This is a genomic window from Aneurinibacillus uraniidurans (genome assembly GCF_028471905.1).
Classification (GTDB): Bacteria; Bacillota; Bacilli; order Aneurinibacillales; family Aneurinibacillaceae; genus Aneurinibacillus; species Aneurinibacillus uraniidurans.
In genome coordinates this window covers 2,957,142-2,973,775 of record NZ_CP116902.1, presented here as the reverse complement: position 1 = coordinate 2,973,775, position 16,634 = coordinate 2,957,142, and the positions used below count along the sequence as shown (strand labels likewise).

Annotated in this window: 15 protein-coding genes; 6 read left to right on the top strand and 9 right to left on the bottom strand. The window is 47.6% G+C overall.

The genetic code is table 11. The features are described 5' to 3' along the window. Positions 1 to 47 precede the first annotated feature (47 nt). From PO771_RS14890 to PO771_RS14875, 4 genes are read right to left on the bottom strand one after another with little or no spacing between them, the layout of a single operon-like run. A complete protein-coding gene (locus tag PO771_RS14890) occupies positions 48 to 719 on the bottom strand; it encodes a TetR/AcrR family transcriptional regulator (RefSeq protein ID WP_272560464.1) in 672 nt (223 codons plus the stop codon). 14 nt (positions 720 to 733) lie between these two features. Beyond that, the gene (locus tag PO771_RS14885; RefSeq protein ID WP_272560463.1) at positions 734 to 1,888 is read right to left on the bottom strand and encodes an ABC transporter permease; all 1,155 of its coding nucleotides are present in this window, start codon (positions 1,886 to 1,888) and stop codon (positions 734 to 736) included. Next, positions 1,881 to 2,651, bottom strand: coding sequence for an ABC transporter ATP-binding protein (locus PO771_RS14880; RefSeq protein WP_272560462.1), 771 nt, complete (start codon positions 2,649 to 2,651; stop codon positions 1,881 to 1,883). Before PO771_RS14880 ends, PO771_RS14885 begins: the two co-directional genes overlap by 8 nt. Beyond that, positions 2,651 to 3,841 (bottom strand): HlyD family secretion protein, encoded by a 1,191-nt coding sequence (locus PO771_RS14875; protein ID WP_272560461.1) that lies wholly within the window; start codon positions 3,839 to 3,841, stop codon positions 2,651 to 2,653. Before PO771_RS14875 ends, PO771_RS14880 begins: the two co-directional genes overlap by 1 nt. 124 nt (positions 3,842 to 3,965) lie before the next feature. Here PO771_RS14875 and PO771_RS14870 point away from each other — a divergent pair, with 124 nt between their 5' ends. The 6 genes from PO771_RS14870 (at position 3,966) to PO771_RS14845 (ending at position 10,775) form a co-directional block, all read left to right on the top strand. Then, entirely contained in the window at positions 3,966 to 5,450 is a 1,485-nt protein-coding gene (locus tag PO771_RS14870) for an alkaline phosphatase family protein (protein WP_272560460.1), read from the top strand. Between the two features lie 69 nt (positions 5,451 to 5,519). Further along, a complete protein-coding gene (locus PO771_RS14865; RefSeq protein WP_272560459.1) occupies positions 5,520 to 6,407 on the top strand; it encodes an NAD(P)-dependent oxidoreductase in 888 nt (295 codons plus the stop codon). A gap of 835 nt (positions 6,408 to 7,242) precedes the next feature. Then, positions 7,243 to 7,470 carry a FeoA family protein gene (locus PO771_RS14860; protein WP_272560458.1) on the top strand — a complete coding sequence of 76 codons (228 nt, stop codon included), beginning with the start codon at positions 7,243 to 7,245 and terminating at the stop codon, positions 7,468 to 7,470. Next, positions 7,467 to 9,476, top strand: coding sequence for a ferrous iron transport protein B (feoB, locus tag PO771_RS14855; protein WP_272560457.1), 2,010 nt, complete (start codon positions 7,467 to 7,469; stop codon positions 9,474 to 9,476). The genes PO771_RS14860 and feoB overlap by 4 nt, the downstream gene beginning before the upstream one ends. A gap of 20 nt (positions 9,477 to 9,496) precedes the next feature. After that, positions 9,497 to 9,694 carry a FeoB-associated Cys-rich membrane protein gene (locus PO771_RS14850; protein ID WP_272560456.1) on the top strand — a complete coding sequence of 66 codons (198 nt, stop codon included), beginning with the start codon at positions 9,497 to 9,499 and terminating at the stop codon, positions 9,692 to 9,694. Positions 9,695 to 9,827: 133 nt separating this feature from the next. Beyond that, positions 9,828 to 10,775 (top strand): EamA family transporter, encoded by a 948-nt coding sequence (locus tag PO771_RS14845; RefSeq protein WP_272560455.1) that lies wholly within the window; start codon positions 9,828 to 9,830, stop codon positions 10,773 to 10,775. A 52-nt stretch (positions 10,776 to 10,827) separates the two neighbouring features. Here the strand turns inward: PO771_RS14845 and PO771_RS14840 are convergent, their stop codons facing one another. The 5 genes from PO771_RS14840 to PO771_RS14820 all read right to left on the bottom strand — a co-directional run bounded on the left by PO771_RS14840 (position 10,828) and on the right by PO771_RS14820 (position 15,612). After that, on the bottom strand, positions 10,828 to 11,934 hold the full coding sequence (locus tag PO771_RS14840) for a L,D-transpeptidase (RefSeq protein WP_272560454.1): 1,107 nt from the start codon (positions 11,932 to 11,934) through the stop codon (positions 10,828 to 10,830). Positions 11,935 to 12,015: 81 nt separating this feature from the next. Next, the gene (ilvD, locus tag PO771_RS14835) at positions 12,016 to 13,692 is read right to left on the bottom strand and encodes a dihydroxy-acid dehydratase (protein ID WP_272560453.1); all 1,677 of its coding nucleotides are present in this window, start codon (positions 13,690 to 13,692) and stop codon (positions 12,016 to 12,018) included. A 96-nt stretch (positions 13,693 to 13,788) separates the two neighbouring features. Then, complete coding sequence (locus tag PO771_RS14830; RefSeq protein ID WP_272560452.1) at positions 13,789 to 14,172, bottom strand: hypothetical protein; 384 nt, start codon at positions 14,170 to 14,172, stop codon at positions 13,789 to 13,791. A gap of 76 nt (positions 14,173 to 14,248) precedes the next feature. Further along, positions 14,249 to 14,647, bottom strand: coding sequence for a hypothetical protein (locus PO771_RS14825; RefSeq protein ID WP_272560451.1), 399 nt, complete (start codon positions 14,645 to 14,647; stop codon positions 14,249 to 14,251). Positions 14,648 to 14,667: 20 nt separating this feature from the next. Then, the gene (locus PO771_RS14820; RefSeq protein ID WP_272560450.1) at positions 14,668 to 15,612 is read right to left on the bottom strand and encodes a MerR family transcriptional regulator; all 945 of its coding nucleotides are present in this window, start codon (positions 15,610 to 15,612) and stop codon (positions 14,668 to 14,670) included. Positions 15,613 to 16,634: the final 1,022 nt, after the last annotated feature.

Here is a 16,634-nt window from a genome sequence, read left to right as displayed (position 1 = left end):
ATTAAGTAGGAAGCCCCCAGAAGAAAACGATCTTCGGGGGCTTCTTTTTATCGGTTGCGAATGCCGTTCAATAAAATATCAACGGCCAGGCGGATGTCGTCCTCCGTGTTCATTGACTCGGTACTACTCGTGAACATGTGGCTGAACATCACGCAGCCGAACAAAGTGGAAAAAACAGCGCGTGTGATCGCATGAACGGGAAGATCACGGAATTCACCAGATTCAATGCGTGCCCGGACGAAGGAATCTCCCAGATTACGTCCCTGCCAAGTAATATTCTGGATTAGCGCATCCATAATCTCCGGATGAAACCATGCTTCCTGTACAATGATTCGCATGCGCGACCAATTGGCTTCGATTATATCTAGCCGATTCTTGTACAACCTGTAGAGCATTTCATCAGCGGCCAGATCCTCATGGATGATGCGCTGTACGTCTTTAAGCAGAAGCGGGGAGGCGAATTTGATCATCATTGGTGCAATAAGGGCATACAGTAAGTCTTTTTTTGTTTTGAAATGGCGGAAAATGGTACCTTCCGCGACTTCAGCATCTCGAGCAATTTCGCTTGTTGAGCTGCCATGGAACCCTTTTTCGGCAAAGATTTTGATCGCAGATTCGAGAATGCGGCGCTGTTTGTCCGTCATCTCTTCTTCATCTTTTAAGGAATCAAGCATATTTTTAATCGCTTCATCAAATAGGGGGGAAGGAATTTTATCCATATGAGGTTCCTCCATTAATCAATTTTCTTGCGGAATTTGATAATCGCAAGGAAGCAGAATAAAGTAGCAAATCCCGCCAGCATAGCGGTCTGGTGCCACAGCTCCTGTATTGTGACTGCCTTTAGGAAAATCCCACGTAAAATATCCATAAAATAGGTAAGTGGAATGACTGCACTAAACAATTGTAGCACAGTAGGCATTGTTTCAAGTGGAAACATGAAGCCTGACAATAATACGGCTGGTAAAATGGTTGCAAACGAAAGTTGCATCGCCTGCATTTGTGTTTTGGAGATCGTAGATATTAAAATGCCGATCGCAAGTGACGTAATAAGAAATAACAAACTTAAAGTGATCAGAAGCAGTATGCTTCCTTTCACCGGAACGCCAAACCAGGCTACGCCAGTAATGAGTACGATGCTAAACGAGAACAGGCCGATAAAGACATACGGTACGAGCTTCCCGATGATTAGTTCAGCGGAGCGAATGGGTGTAACCATGAGCTGCTCAAGTGTTCCCCGTTCTTTCTCGCGCACAAGGGAAAATGCTGTCAGGATAACCGTGACGTTCTGCATAATGAGCCCGATAAGCGCCGGGATATTAAACACCCTGCTTTTCATATCCGGGTTGTATAGAACACGGGTTTCGGCTGTAATCAAAGGCTCAATCTTTCCCATTCCCTGTGCAGCAAGTGTATCCTGCTGCACATCAAGTGCCCGATTCTGGACGATTACTTGTGCATTGGCAAGGGCGGTACGCGCTGCTCCCGGGTCACTGCCATCCAGGATAATCTGAATGGACGTTTGCTGCCCCATATCAAGGCGATAACTGTAATCGGCTGGAATGACGATGCCGACTTTTATTTTATTCGTGTCCATAAGCGCTTGCATATCTTTATAGCCTTCCACTGTATACTGGGTGTCAAAATAAAGCGTATTGGTGAAATTTCGTAACAGTGCCCGGCTGTCTTTTGTCTTGGCCTGATCCCAGACAGCCGTTGGCAAGTGGTCGACATCCGTATTCACGGCATAGCCAAAAATAAGTAGCATCATAAGTGGCATCATGATAGCAATAACCATACTTGCCCGGTCTCTGCGGATTTGTAGAATTTCTTTCCGCACGATCGCTTTGAAGCGAAGCAGGCTAAACCGTTTACTGTGTGATCTAGACACGGGACTGATCCTCCCCGTACAGTAAATTTTTCTCCTGTGATTCTACTAGCTGGATGAATACATCTTCGAGTGTGGCAGTCGCATGCTGTTCTTTTAATTGATGAGGAGTACCGGATACGAGAAGTTTCCCGAAAAAAATAAAATGAATTAAATCGCATGTTTCTGCTTCATCCATATAATGTGTACTTACAAGAACGGTGGTACCTTCGCGGGCAAGGTTGTGGATGACTTCCCAGAAAATCCGACGGGAGACTGGATCAACACCTGCGGTTGGTTCATCAAGAATAAGTAGTTCCGGATCATGAATCAAGGCGCAAGAAAGAGCTAGTCTTTGTTTCCAGCCGCCGGACAGTGAGCCAGCTGCCTGTTTTTCCCGACCGGTTAACCCAGCCATTGCAATGAGTTCCTGTTTGCGCTCCTTTGACTCGGCGGCAGACAGCCCGTAGATGCTTGCATAAAAATCAAGGTTTTCTCCGACACTTAATTCTTCATATAGACTAAATTTTTGTGACATGTAGCCAATCCGATGTTTAATGGTTTCTGATTCGGTGAGAATATCGTAGCCGAGTACTTGACCCGACCCAGATGTGGGAGAAAGAATGCCGCTTATCATGCGAATGACGGTTGATTTGCCGGAGCCGTTCGGGCCAAGGAAACCGACGATTTTCCCTTTGGGTACAGTCATAGATACTTGATCGACAACGGTACGTTTGCCGAATGTTTTGGTCAAGTTCTGGCAGGAGATTACGCACGTATCATCCATCACTTACCACCTGCCTTGTTTTCGGTAAGGGTAACATCTGCTGGCATACCTGGTTTTACTTGATCAAATCCTTCTGTAAGCCGGATGGTGACAGCAAATACGATCTTCGTGCGTTCCTCAGGTGTCTGAACATTTTTCGGCGTGAATTCTCCTTTGGTCGCGATTTTGATGATGGTACCAGCAAACGTGCGATCTGGATAGGCATCGACTTTAATGTGAGCAGTCTGACCGAGCTTGACCCGGTTTAATTCTGCTTCTGGCACGTAGATGACGACTTCAAGACGGTTTGCTTGCAGCAACGTATACAAGGTAGCACCTGGCTTGATGACTTCACCTTTATGGAAATGTTGGCGAATAATGATTCCGCTCTCGGGTGCGGTAATTATTTTTTTGTTTTTTTGGAGTACCATCTGTTCAAGTACGCTTTCTGCCTGTTCTTTCTGAGCGAGCAGACCTTGCACCGTATAGTTGGTGTCTCCGGTGCGCAGCAGATTAAGGTTTGCCTGGGCTGCTTTTTCTGCTGCTGCAGAGGAATCACGAGCCGCACGAGCCGCTTCCACTTCTTGCTGTGCCTGATTGATCTGGGCATCAACGGTATAGCCCTGTTGAATCAAGTCATTCACAATTCCTTGTGCCTGATTGACGGCTTCCTGCAATGTATCCACTTCCTGACGAGAGGAGGCGCCGGCTTCAAGCAGTGACTGAGCTCGCTTGAGACGATTCTGCTGATAGACAACAGTACTGCGTGAGCTTTCAAGCTGCTTGCTGAGTTCTTCTTTTTTTGTTTGTAGAATTTTCAGTTGCGCAGCGGTTGCGTTTTGTTTGGCGACTGTTTGTCCGGTTGTGGCATGTGCCTGTTCTACTCGGGCGAACGCTTCGTTTATTTTTTCTGGTCTCGTTCCGGCACCGGATTCATTTAGCTTTGCCTGGACAATGTCAACGGCTGCCTTCGCTTCCTTGATACGGAGTTGCTCATCGCGGTCATCAAGGCGGGCGAGAATGGCGTTTTCTTTTACAGGCTGACCTTCTTCGGCTGTTGTTTTGATGAGAATCCCACCTGATTCGCTCTGTACGAGTCGTTCCTGTCCTTCGATCGTTCCACTATAGACATGTACTTGTTCAGTTGGCTGGCAGCCGAGCAGTGGAAGGAGGCAAAGAAAGACTGAGCATGCTTTTTGGATAGGTTTCATTATTTCACTCCTTTCAAAATGAGTGATTACTCACTATTATTCTAGATGGATACGTATAGTTTGTAAATAAGAGGAATCGAAACTGCTCATACTATGTAGAAAGGCATAAAGGAGCAGGTGAAGCATGATGTGGAAGAAGACAATTTTCATTTTGATTGACTCGTTTATGCCGCATGTGTTCGAGGAGGCAGAGGCACAGCAAAAAGTGCCGGCATTGTCTTTTTTGAAGGCGAACGGTGCCTACTGGAATGATTGTGTCACCGTGTTCCCAACTATGTCAGCAAATATAGATGCTTCCTTGATGACAGGGACGTATCCAGACGAGCACCACGTTCCCGGATTGGTCTGGTATGATCGGGATGAGCAGCGAGTGGTGAATTATATTAATGGAGGAAAGGCGGTATGGCGCCTTGGTACACGTAAATGTGCGCGGGATGTGCTAGTAAGCCTGAATGAGCAGCACCTAAGCCGGGATGTGAAGACGATATTTGAAGAGGCCGCTCGCCATCACCGTACAAGCGCGTCGTTGAATTTTAGCATTCACCGTGGACCTGTTTGCTATTCGGTGCAGAAACCTGGCTTGATGAAGCTCGCACTGCTTGGTACAAAATTTGATAGCGTCACAGGGCCGGAGCCGGCACTGCTGGGGCGCTTTTTTCATTCAACTGGACTACGAGCTCGCTTTGGTCAGTGGAACGCTAGTGTGTTTAAGAAATATGGGCTTAATGATTCATTTGTGATTGATATGGCCATTCGGTTGCGTAAAGAAGGGCGTCTACCAGCGCTAACGGTCATATATATGCCGGATAATGACTATATGTATCATCGTTATCCTGATAAAGGTGTCGATATTTTAGCTCGGGCTGATCGCCAGATTGGACGTCTGCTTGATTCATTTGGCAGCTGGGAAGAAGCGGTGCGGCAGTGCCGGTTTATTATCACAGGCGATCACGGGCAGACAAAGATTGGGGTGGAGAGGGAGGCGCTCATTGCGGTTTTGGACTCACTCATTGGCATGCGAGTATCATGTCCGGAGAAGGTAAACCCGGAGCAAGATGATCTGGTGATTTGCAACAACGAGCGGATGTGCTTTTTATATCCACTCAAAGAAGGGGTACAGGAAGAGGTGATCAAGCGGCTTCTAGGTGAGTCGCGCATTGATGTGCTTGCCTGGAAAGACGAGACTGGTGTTCGCGTAGGACGGGGCGAGCAAACACTGTTTTTTACTCGAGGGGGACAGGTGAGGGATGTGTACGGAGCACGCTGGACGGTTGACGGAGATCTTACCTTGCTTGATGGATCTCTTGCCGAGAAGGACGGAAAACAGATTGTGCAGTTCGGACAGTATCCAGATGCGTTCTCCCGATTGTATGGGGCGCTTTACGCGCGAGATGGACAGGTAATTGTCATTACGGCGCAGCCAGGTACCGAGTTTTACACTCCGAGTGATCCGACTCATCAGGGCGGAGCAAGTCACGGCTCTTTGCATCACACTGATTCGCTTGTGCCGCTTATCATTACGGGAGAGACAAAGGCTGCTTTTGCGCATCCTCGCCTGGTTGACCTAAAATCGTATATGCTTGGATGCTTGCACAGCGGAGGCTATTAAGAATATAGCCTCCTACGCTATAATAAGAAAAGCGTGAAAAACTATGTGCAAGCAGAGGAGTGACAGAGGATGAGCAAACGAATTGGGTTCATCGGCCTGGGCAATATGGGAAGTCCGATGGCGGTAAATCTCCATAAAGCAGGATTTGACGTAACCGTATACAACCGGACGGCAGAGAAAGCACAGGTGCTGGGGAAGCAAGGATTGCAGGTAGCGGATTCGCTTGAAGAGGCAGTGCGAGAAAAAGATGTGGTCATTACGATGCTATCTAATGACGAAGCAGTTGAGCAGATGATTGTGGGAGATGGCGGTGTTCTTGATTATATGGAAGCACCAACGATTCTTGTCGATATGAGCACCATCTCTCCAGATACATCCTGTACATTAGCAGAAGCAGCTTTCGAGATGGGGATTACGATGGTAGATGCACCCGTGTCCGGCAGCACAAATGCGGCGGAGAGTGCCGGGCTTGTGATTTTGTATGGCGGTCCACGAGATGTGTTTGATGAACTTGCAGGAGTGTTTGCTGCAATGGGCAAAGCCTCGCTTTATTTTGGAGAAAACGGAAGTGGTTCGAAGGCGAAGCTCGTGATTAACTTGCTTCTTGGCATGACTATGCAGGGAATTTCGGAATCGCTTGTGCTTGCAGAAAAATTCGGGTTAGAACGCACGACGGTGCTTGATATGATGCAGCAGGCGGCAGTATCTTCTCCGTTCCTTGGATTTAAGCGCCCGTCACTTGAGAAGGAAGAATATCCGGCTGCTTTTGCACTCAAGCATATGCATAAAGATCTTGGGCTTGTATTGGAGCAGGCACGTCGTAACGGAAGTATTTTGCCAGCGACAGCAGCGGCATATCAAAGCTATACCGCTGCGATGAATCATGGCTTAGACGAGCAAGATATGGCCGTGGTGTTTGCTGAGTTGCTTAATCAGTCGGGTGTATCGAAAAAATAAGAAGAAAGAATGAAAGAAGAAGCTGTCCTAAACGCTAGAACATGGCGAATAGGATGGCTTTTTTATTGTGAAATCGACAACGTTTGGTGGTGAGGGAGTGGGAGAAGGGAGGAGCCGTTCGCTTCGGTACACTTGCAGAGAAGTGGGGACTGTCCGCTCCGGGAGCCCGACGAACGTGCTCGCAAAGAAAAGCCGACGCTGTTGATTCGCCGAAGGATTGCGAGCAAAGGCCCGTTCGTCGTTCTCCCTCCGCTGAGTAGGCACGTACAAAAGCTCTCTTGCTCCTCCCTTCTCCCACTCCCCGCACAACGTTTCACTTTACAAAAAACACACCGATGCGAGAACCAATTTGCTCGGTAGACACTAGCTTTTTTTAAGAGGGCTTACTCGCTTTTTACCTACGTAGCAAAGCTTATCCTCTTGATTATAAGGGAAGAGTTTCTCCAAACTGTGTTAGGAGCGGGATCGGGCGGGGCAGCGGAACGCCTGTACGCGACTTCCCAGCGGAAGGGGGCAGACGAACGGGCTTTTGCCCACAATACTTCAATGAAAATTCATCTCATGAATCTTTTGTGGGCGAGTTCGTCTGGCACCTGAAGCGGACAGTCTCCACTTCTCTGTAAGCGTATCGAAGTGACGAGGCCCCACCCGATCCCGACTCCTTCACCACACTTTGGAGAGCCCCTCTTCTAAACTGCAACTGATTTGTCATAATTTTTTCCGCATCTATCCTTTACGAATGAGAATCTATCTCATATAATAAAGAAAGAGCTAAATGAAAATCAATATCAGTTACTCGATATAAAGAGAAATACCGTACGAGGGGGAATGCGGAATGTGGTTATCAGAAATTAAACCAGGTAGTAAAGCCAAAATTACGGACATTACCCAAGTGACAGAGGTGGTACGCCGTCGCTTGCTTGACATGGGGATTATGGAAGGAACCGTAGTATGCATGAAGCGTCTATTGCCGTTCGGGGGACCGTGTGCACTTGAAGCAAGTGGACAATGGATTGGTATCCGTCGTCGAGAAGCAGGTCTGATTCAGGTGGAGGCCGTATGATTCACGTTGCGCTTGCCGGAAACCCGAACACAGGAAAGACATCACTGTTTAACATTCTGACTGGATCATACGAGTATGTGGGAAACTGGACAGGTGTAACGGTGGAGAAGAAAGTAGGGATATTGCGGAATAAACAAGGCGAGTTAGTTGACTTGCCGGGCATTTATTCACTTAATCCCCTGTCGCGTGATGAAGGGGTAGCGACACAATTTTTGCTTTCAGAATCGTTTACGTCGATTCTTAATATTGTGGACGCATCTCAGCTTGAACGTAATCTTTATTTAACTGTACAGCTTCTCGAATACGGCAAGCCGGTTATTATCGGATTGAATATGATGGATGTAGCGCGTGGACGAGGGTTTATGATTGATGAAGCGAAGCTGTCGGCACGTCTTGGTGTTCCGGTGCTGCCGATTGTGGCGCGGACGGGTGCTGGATGTGAGGAGCTTGGGGTGGAGCTTATTCGCACCGAGAACCAGCAGGCGTTTACATTTGCGCTTGATTACGGCCCTGTACTCGAGCGTTCAATTAAGCGCCTGGTGGATATGATGCCTGCCGAGATTACGCTACCGAAGCGCTGGCTGGCGATTCAGTTTTTTGAAGGGAATGCGCTTGTTCGCGAACTTCTCGAATCTCACATTACAGCAGAACGGCTTGTGCAATTACTTGCAGCTACGGAGCGTGAGGTGCTTGCATCATCCGACGCCCGCTCACTGCCGCATTATATCCGGCTTGTGCGTGGGGCATTTATTACCGGAGTTATGGAGGATGCGATAACCCGAACTAAAAATGAAACGTATACGTTATCGGAGCGGATTGATCACATTGTAACGAACCGGGTGCTCGGTATTCCGATTTTCCTGTTGTTTATGTTCTTGATGTTTAAATTAACATTTGACTGGCTGGGTACGCCGTTATCTGACCAGATTGATGGATTTTTAAACGGTACGTTTGCTGATATGCTGCGAAGCTCGCTTGTGGCAGCAGGGGCATCTAATTTTATTCAGGCGGTTGTGCTGAATGGGATTGTAGCCGGGGTAGGCGGCGTGCTCGTATTTGTACCGCAGATTTTTATTTTGTTCTTCTTGATTTCGTTTATTGAAGATTCAGGCTACATGGCGCGTGTTGCGATGGTAATGGATCGGCTTATGCAGGCGATTGGTCTTAACGGCAAAGCATTTATTCCGATGATTATCGGTTTTGGCTGCAATGTGCCGGGTGTTATGGCAGCTCGGACGGTAGAGCAGCCGAAAGAGCGACTGTTGACGATTCTTTTGACGCCGCTGATGTCGTGCTCGGCCCGTCTTCCGGTATATAGCTTGTTTGTCGGGATGTTTTTCGTACATAATCAGGCACTGGTTGTGCTGTCGATGTATGTACTGGGGGTTGTAGTAGCCCTTTTGCTTGCTAAGCTATTCTCGTCTACATTGTTGAAGCAAGAAGGCTCGATGTTTGTCGTTGAACTTCCACCGTACCGCTTTCCACAGTGGCGTACACTTCTGCGCAGCACGTGGGAGAAGGGCAAAGGTTTCGTGAAAAAAGCGGGTACGCTTATCTTCGGAGGATCGGTTGCGATTTGGTTCTTAAGCTATGCAGGACCAGGTGGGCTGAATGTGGACATGAATCAGAGCTTTTTGGCGATGATTGGCGGATTTTTGGCACCGTTATTTGCTCCGCTTGGATTTGGAACATGGGAAGCAGGCGCATCTCTTCTAACCGGATTCATGGCGAAAGAAGTTGTAGTTGCGACAATGAACATCATTTATGCAGCACCAAATGAAGGTTCGCTGCAGAAGATTTTGGCGACACATTTCACGCCGCTTTCGGCCTACAGCTTTATGGCCTTCATTCTGCTGTACGTACCGTGCCTAGCTACAGTCGGTGTTATTCGTAAAGAGACCGGGTCTGCACGCTGGACATGGTTTTCGATTGGCTACGCGCTTGTGATTGCCTATATCATTGCACTTGTAATCTATCAGGGTGGCCGTTTGCTCGGTCTTCAGTAAGTGAGAAAAGAGGGAGAGCCATGTTTATCAACATTATGATAGGGGCTGTGATTTTCGGTTATGCGGGTTGGTCCCTGTATCGATTTACCGTCAAAAGCAAGGAAGGAAAATGCGTCAGCTGCTCGTCTAATAAAAGCTGCGCATCGAACTGCGATGAGAGCACACCGGCTGAAGTGACATTTTACACGCGTTACCGTGAGGAGCATTCTTTAAAGTAGCAAAAGCAAAAGCTGTTTTTTCCCTTAGAGGAAAAGGCAGCTTTTTTCATGGAGAAGAAGAGTAGGCGAAAATAAGAAAATAAAGTAAAGTAGAAATTGTAAGTAAAAAGAAAGGAGACAAGAGGGAAACAGCATGAATACAGCACAGAAACGATATAAAGGGATTATGATGATTGTCGGCGGAGCCGCCCTCTGGGGTATATCGGGAGCAGTGGCACAGCAATTATTTACCAATGAAGGATTTCAGCCCGGTTGGCTTGTAACGGTGCGCATGATGGCAGCAGGTATATTATTGCTGCTCTGGACAGTCGTAAAAAGTGGTCAGCAGGAGATCTGGCACATTTTTCGACATACAAAAGATCGAGTACGCCTCCTTATTTTTGCTGTGGGCGGTATGGTAGGGGTACAGTATACATATTTTATGGCAGTCGGTACAGGAGATGTAGCAACCGCAACCCTTTTGCAGTATCTCGGTCCAATATTTATTACCGTGTATGTAGCGTGGAAATGCCGCCGTCTGCCGAATCGATGGGAACTGAGTGCGCTTGTGCTGGCTCTTATTGGAGCATTTTTGCTCATTACAAATGGATCGCTTCAGGGGTTATCGATCCCGATGGATGCGTTTGTCTGGGGAATTGTTTCAGCACTTGCAGCGGCATTTTATACCGTGTATCCGGTTCGGCTACTGGCTAGATGGAACTCTACGATTGTCGTAGGCTGGTCAATGGTATTAGGAAGCCTGTGTCTTGCAACGTTTAATCCGTTATGGGAGGTAGCGGGACAGCACTGGTCACTTCTATCTGCTTCCTATGTTACATTTGTTATCCTATTTGGAACACTTGTACCGTTTTATATGTTTATTGAAAGTTTACGCTATATTACATCAACAGAAGCGAGTGTGTTATCGAGTGCCGAGCCACTTGCTGCTGTCATTGTGTCCTTTCTCTGGCTGCATGTTGCTTTTGGGCTACTACAAGGAATTGGCGGCTTATGTATTATCGCCACGGTAACACTATTGGCGATTAAGAAGCCGATGGAAGGCAGTAAGGAGATACGTCCTGCTACGGAAGCTGTATCATAAAAAAGAGCTGTCCTGATCGCCATATCCTGGCTTTTGGGACAGCTCTTCTTATTTATTCCTTCCAATGGTAGACTTGCGTCGGATTCTTCTCATTCTCACGAGCCTTCAAGTAGTAGCCACGTGCATTAGGCTGCCGAAATTCGGGAGCGGAGCTGTTCGTAATGGTCACTTTTGTACCGATCGGAGCTATACTGAACAGCTCCTCCACCTGGAAGTTATGCAGTCGTACACAGCCTTTGGATACCGCCTGCCCGATGGAGGCTGGATTGTTCGTGCCGTGAATCGCATAGTCTGTATCGCTTAGCACAAGTCCACGTGTTCCGTATACTTTGCTCTGGGACAATGGCTCGTTTACCTTCAGCTTAATAAAATATGTACCAAGTGGTGTCCGGTTTTCCGCACCGAGTCCGATGTAGTAGGAACGCACCGGAATCGCACCCGTGTAAACAATCATGCGGAAAGAAGATTGATAGACGACCACTTCAAGTGGCATAAGTGGAAACGTCGGCTTTCGCATGCCGCCGACACGAAACACCTCGTCTAATGTTTGCCAAGCTTGCTTCGGATTGAACAATTCTGGCCTATATATTACCCCAGTCTCTTCGAGGGCTGGAATGTCCCCGTGAATCGGAGACTGAAACGGAATTTCAGACAAGTAGTTATTTGGAAATGGCTTCGTCAGCTCTGTGAGTGAATCAGGAAGTTTCTTGTTGTATAAGTAATAGTTGTACAGCGCACTACGAACTGAGAGTATACGTTCGAGCTGCAGCCGTTGTTGGTCAAGCGTTTTTTTCAGCCCGCTGACCTCTTGATCAGACTCACACATGCATGTCGGATCAAAAAATTTTACCGGACCGCCCGGTGGTGCAATATAGTACAGCGTATCTGGCTGATAGAACGGAATCGGTGTATAGACAGGAATGTAGCGGACTTGTGGTACAGCTACAATAATCGGTTCCTCACCAGGTGGATAATTCCTGGCCTTTTTGTACGCCTCAAGCTGTGCTTCCAATTGGATTTTGGTCTGTCCGGTCGGTACTGCGATTAGTTCATAAAACGGCTTGTGCTCGGGCGGTGGAGCAGCAGCCGGCTCAGCTGGAAGAAGTTGAAAATAAAAAAATAAAAACAGAATACTGATAATTTGAACAAGGCGTTTCATAGCTCCTCCTTACGTACAGCAAAAAAGGTACGCAACCCAGACAACATTTCTGGATCACGTACCTTCATTATCGGCAGAAAACTAGATTTTCATAATGCCGCCTGTACTAGCAGATGTTACGAGTTTAGAATAACGAGCTAGATAGCCAGTTTTCACTTTTGGCTCGAATCCTTTCCATTCTGCTTTACGACGTACCCATTCGTCTTCTGGCACATCTACATCCATACGGCGTGCTGCAATGTCGATCACAACATGATCGCCATCTTGTACAAATGCAAGCGGACCACCTTCAGCCGCTTCTGGAGAAGCATGACCGATAGAGAGACCACGGGATGCGCCGGAGAAGCGACCGTCTGTTACAAGTGCCACTTTCGGGCCGAGGCCCATGCCAACGATTTGCGACGTTGGTGCCAGCATTTCTGGCATGCCTGGTCCGCCTTTCGGGCCTTCATAACGGATAATAACGACATGTCCTTCTTTTACGCGGCCAGCAGAAATGCCTTCCAGTGCTTCTTCTTGCGAATCAAACACGATCGCCGGGCCTTCGTGGCGTGTAATGCCGCCTTGAACGCCGCCTGTTTTAATGATCGCACCGTCTGGAGCGAGGTTGCCGAACAGAACAGCCAGGCCGCCTGTTTCACTGTATGGTTTATCAAGCGGGTAAATAACGTTATGGTCCGTTACATCATGTCCAGCTACGTTTTCCCCGAGTGTTTTGCCGGTTACTGTCAGCGTATCAAGATGAATGGCGCCTTCTTTCTTCGCCAGCTCATTCAGGACAGCAGATACGCCGCCTGCTGCATGCAGGTCTTCGATATGCCAGTCTGATGCCGGAGCGAGCTTGGACAGATGTGGCACGCGTGCCGCTACTTCATTAATACGCTCAAGTGGGTATTCAACCCCTGCTTCATTAGCGAGAGCGAGCGTATGAAGTACAGTATTAGTAGAACCACCAAGCGCCATATCGAGTGCAAATGCGTTGTCGATTGCTTTTTCGGTTATAATGTCGCGAGGTTTGATGTCTTTTTCGATCAGTTCAAGCAATTGTTTCGCAGCGTTCTTCGCCAGCTCCTTACGCTCTGGAGAAGTAGCCAGAATTGTACCATTTCCTGGGAGTGCGAGACCGAGTGCTTCGGCGAGACAGTTCATTGAGTTAGCGGTAAACATCCCGGAACAGGAGCCGCATGTTGGACAGCCGTACTGTTCGAGTTCTTGCAGCCCTTTGTCATCAAGCTTGCCAGCCTGGTACGCGCCCACACCTTCGAATACGGAAGAAAGTGAGATTTTGCGTCCGTCGCTTGTTTTACCAGCTGCCATCGGGCCACCGCTGACCATAATTGTAGGAATATTCAGACGAACAGCCGCCATCATCATCCCTGGTGTGATTTTGTCACAGTTCGGAATGCAGATCATGCCGTCAAACCAGTGTGCCGCTACTACAGTTTCAACAGAATCTGCAATAATCTCACGGCTTGGTAAGGAATAACGCATACCAATATGGCCCATTGCAATGCCATCATCTACGCCGATTGTGTTAAATTCGAATGGAACACCGCCAGCTTCACGAATTGCTTCTTTTACGACTTTTCCGAATTCTTGAAGGTGAACGTGGCCCGGAATGATATCAATATATGAATTGCACACCGCAATAAATGGTTTATCGAAATCTTCATCTTTTACACCAGCCGCGCGAAGAAGGCTGCGGTGTGGCGCACGGTCAAATCCTTTTTTAATCATGTTGCTGCGTAACTCTGCCACGATAAATCCCTCCACTTACTAAAACTTTTTTAAATTTCAATTATTGTACCACTATTTTAAAAGATTGTATATTTCGCAATATAAAAAGACCGCCTGTCAAATGGCGGTCAAATTGCTGTATTTCTGCACATACGGGAAAAAACGTGCATGCAGTGGCAGAATGAAATCAGTCTCGGCGGTCTCATGGACGCCAGATCGATTATAAATGCGAATTTTTTCTGCCCGGATCTTGTAGTAGTCGGCTGCTAGGTAGGCCGGAACTTTTTCGACCGAGTTGCCTGGTGTGGGCAGCAACATGCTTTTGCTAGGCACCTCATGCGGCAGTATGCTAATAATGTCGGCAAATAAAATCTGATACGTACAATGCGGACGCTGCAAAATAATTTCTTTTGTTGTGACGCGACAGCTATGGTTTCTTAGCGTTTGGGAAAGCAAGAGCGTTCCTTCCATCTCTTTCACATGAATGAAATCAGGATTCATAGTACCATGCCTCCTTATCGTACATACGGATGTCTTCCATAATAGGATAGTCGCGTGTACATGTAAATAGAAAACGCTAGTCCGTTTCCCAGTGGATGGTGTGCTTTCCTTGTTCTACATGATTGAAGGAGAAGGTCATCGTATACGACCCTTTTTTGTTCATGTGTACGATGTAGCCATCTTGATGGGAACCAGGCTGGAATGTTTTAGTCAGGACTGGCGTTCCTTCTGGATCGGTGACAATGAGTGACATCGTTCCTTTTTTAAAGCTCAATTCCTCGATCTGTATCGCAAGCGTCGTGTTCATGTCAATGGCAAACGATTTATCTATCGTTTTGTTATAAGTAGAATATGAACCGCTCAATTCTTTTTCACCGAGCGCTTCTACAGTTTGGGTACCATATTCTTTGCACCCGGCGGTAAGAAGCAAGCTAGCAAGCAGGAACAGGAAAGCAGCCATGCGTGGTATCTTCATCGTTCATCAGCCTCCATCTGTTACGAATGATAAAATGCATCGAGCAGGTTAGATAGCCAATTCTCCCAATCGGATTGTGTCGTCCCGATTGCATATGGAGCAAGATTTTCCGGGAAAGCGGGCAGCTGAGTTGCTTGTCCACCGATGCCGATCACGAGAGCCGGATAAGCTTTCCGAAGTTCATGAACATGCTTCAACAAATGTGTAAGATTTTCCTCTAGTGTAATAGATATACAGATAGCATGAGGCTGAATTGTAGTGAGGATGGCGTGTAATCCTTCTCCAGGCATATTCGCTCCTAGAAAATACACATCCAGACCACGATGCCGCAGAAAAAGGGAGAACATCGCGATGCCGATGCTGTGTTGTTCGCCTGGCCCTGCCATTGTGATAATACGTGGCATGGCAGGATTCACACGGGTGTGTCGGAAAAACTGGTGAATGCGCTGGGTAAGCAGCTGACTTGCATAATGCTCATGTGCCACACTAATCTCTCCGCGCCCCCAGCGATCGCCAATCTCAATAAATACCGGGATGATGATATTGTGTAGTACAGATTCTACATCCCACATGGACAGACATAGGTCAAGAACATGATGGGCTTCTGATTCATTAAACGCGAGCAGGGCTCCGATGAGTTCGTGTCGTTTGCGAGTGATCAGTGGACGCTCAGTGTGAGTAACATGCGCGGATCGCAGAGTTGGTTCTGGTGGTAAGAAGGAGTGGTGCATCCTTCCATCCTTTAGCAGACTGACAGCTTTACTAATATGAAGTCCTTTTTCAACGTGTTCCTTGAGCCAGCGCAGCGTAGCGACATCTTCCTCTGTATATAGTCGATGCCCGGATTCAGTACGCTGCGGCTCAATAATTCCGTAGCGTCGTTCCCAGGCACGAAGTGTATGCGTCGTGATTCCCACAATGGTAGAAACCGCTTTAATATTATACTTGCCCTGTATATGGTTCATACAAAAAACCTTTCTTTCATGCTCAACTTTACTTGAAAATTTTTTGTACGTTCATTATACACAAAAAGAAAGCGGAGAGAAAATGGTCCCATTTCACTCATATACGAGGAGAAGATAGGAAAAGCAAGGAAAGGCATGCTACAATAATAGAGCAACACATCGTACAGTGCTGTGGGGAAAGGGAGAGAACAGTGAAAAATTGGATTGAGCGATTTAAAAAGTGGTTTCAAATAGATGAAGAAGAAGTTGAAACAGAAGAATTTAGAAGAGAATCGGATGCGTCGTCTTCCATGCCGATTGCCAACCGTAATTTGGCTATTCGTACGGCTACGATTTACCCAAAGAACAAAAAGGAACGCTACCCATCAGATGCTGAGCGCGAACATCCGCAGACAGAAGAGCAAGGTAGGACGCAGCGGACGCGTCGTAACGAAACGTTTCGTTTTCCGCTGATTCCAGATGAACCAAAAGAGGCTAAGCAGGTACAAGAACAAGAGGCACGTCGTTCGGTTTCTTCGCCGTCTGCATCTCGTACATCTATTGAGTCACAAAAACAGGTAAATACACAGACGCCGAACCGTTCTGTTGTCAAGCGAGAGGAGAAGCGACCGTTCCGACCGACCGAAGTCATCTCCCCTGTATACGGTCGCCGTAGACCAGATCAATCAGAAGAAGAGACCGAGCGCTGGAAGCCGACGGCGCTCACGCCGTCACTCCGGCATCCAATGTCATTTAAGGAGACATCGCCTGAGTCGATTGAAAATCCTACGCCGCCGGTGATAGAGTATCCGACTGAGCCGGAGCACAAGAGCGCCTCGACGCCGCTGGTGCAAACGGAGAAGGTTGAGCCTGAACCTGAGCTTGTCTCTGCTGCGGAAATGGTAGCAGTATCGGCTCCAGAGCCAGAGATGCCAACCGTAGAAACGAAGTCGAAAACGTCGGTGGCAACAGTTCCAGACGTACGAATTACATATGTAGCGCCACCTACACCGTTAGAACAAGAACCTGTACCTGAGATCGTC

Coding starts and splice junctions, on each gene's coding strand:
- PO771_RS14870 (WP_272560460.1), top strand. CDS start 3,966: ATGATGTGGAAGAAGACAATTTTCATTTTGATTGACTCGTTTATGCCG.
- PO771_RS14840 (WP_272560454.1), bottom strand. CDS start 11,934: ATGAAACGCCTTGTTCAAATTATCAGTATTCTGTTTTTATTTTTTTAT.
- PO771_RS14845 (WP_272560455.1), top strand. CDS start 9,828: ATGAATACAGCACAGAAACGATATAAAGGGATTATGATGATTGTCGGC.
- PO771_RS14850 (WP_272560456.1), top strand. CDS start 9,497: ATGTTTATCAACATTATGATAGGGGCTGTGATTTTCGGTTATGCGGGT.
- PO771_RS14830 (WP_272560452.1), bottom strand. CDS start 14,172: ATGAATCCTGATTTCATTCATGTGAAAGAGATGGAAGGAACGCTCTTG.
- feoB (WP_272560457.1), top strand. CDS start 7,467: ATGATTCACGTTGCGCTTGCCGGAAACCCGAACACAGGAAAGACATCA.
- PO771_RS14825 (WP_272560451.1), bottom strand. CDS start 14,647: ATGAAGATACCACGCATGGCTGCTTTCCTGTTCCTGCTTGCTAGCTTG.
- PO771_RS14875 (WP_272560461.1), bottom strand. CDS start 3,841: ATGAAACCTATCCAAAAAGCATGCTCAGTCTTTCTTTGCCTCCTTCCA.
- PO771_RS14880 (WP_272560462.1), bottom strand. CDS start 2,651: ATGGATGATACGTGCGTAATCTCCTGCCAGAACTTGACCAAAACATTC.
- PO771_RS14890 (WP_272560464.1), bottom strand. CDS start 719: ATGGATAAAATTCCTTCCCCCCTATTTGATGAAGCGATTAAAAATATG.
- PO771_RS14865 (WP_272560459.1), top strand. CDS start 5,520: ATGAGCAAACGAATTGGGTTCATCGGCCTGGGCAATATGGGAAGTCCG.
- PO771_RS14860 (WP_272560458.1), top strand. CDS start 7,243: ATGTGGTTATCAGAAATTAAACCAGGTAGTAAAGCCAAAATTACGGAC.
- PO771_RS14820 (WP_272560450.1), bottom strand. CDS start 15,612: ATGAACCATATACAGGGCAAGTATAATATTAAAGCGGTTTCTACCATT.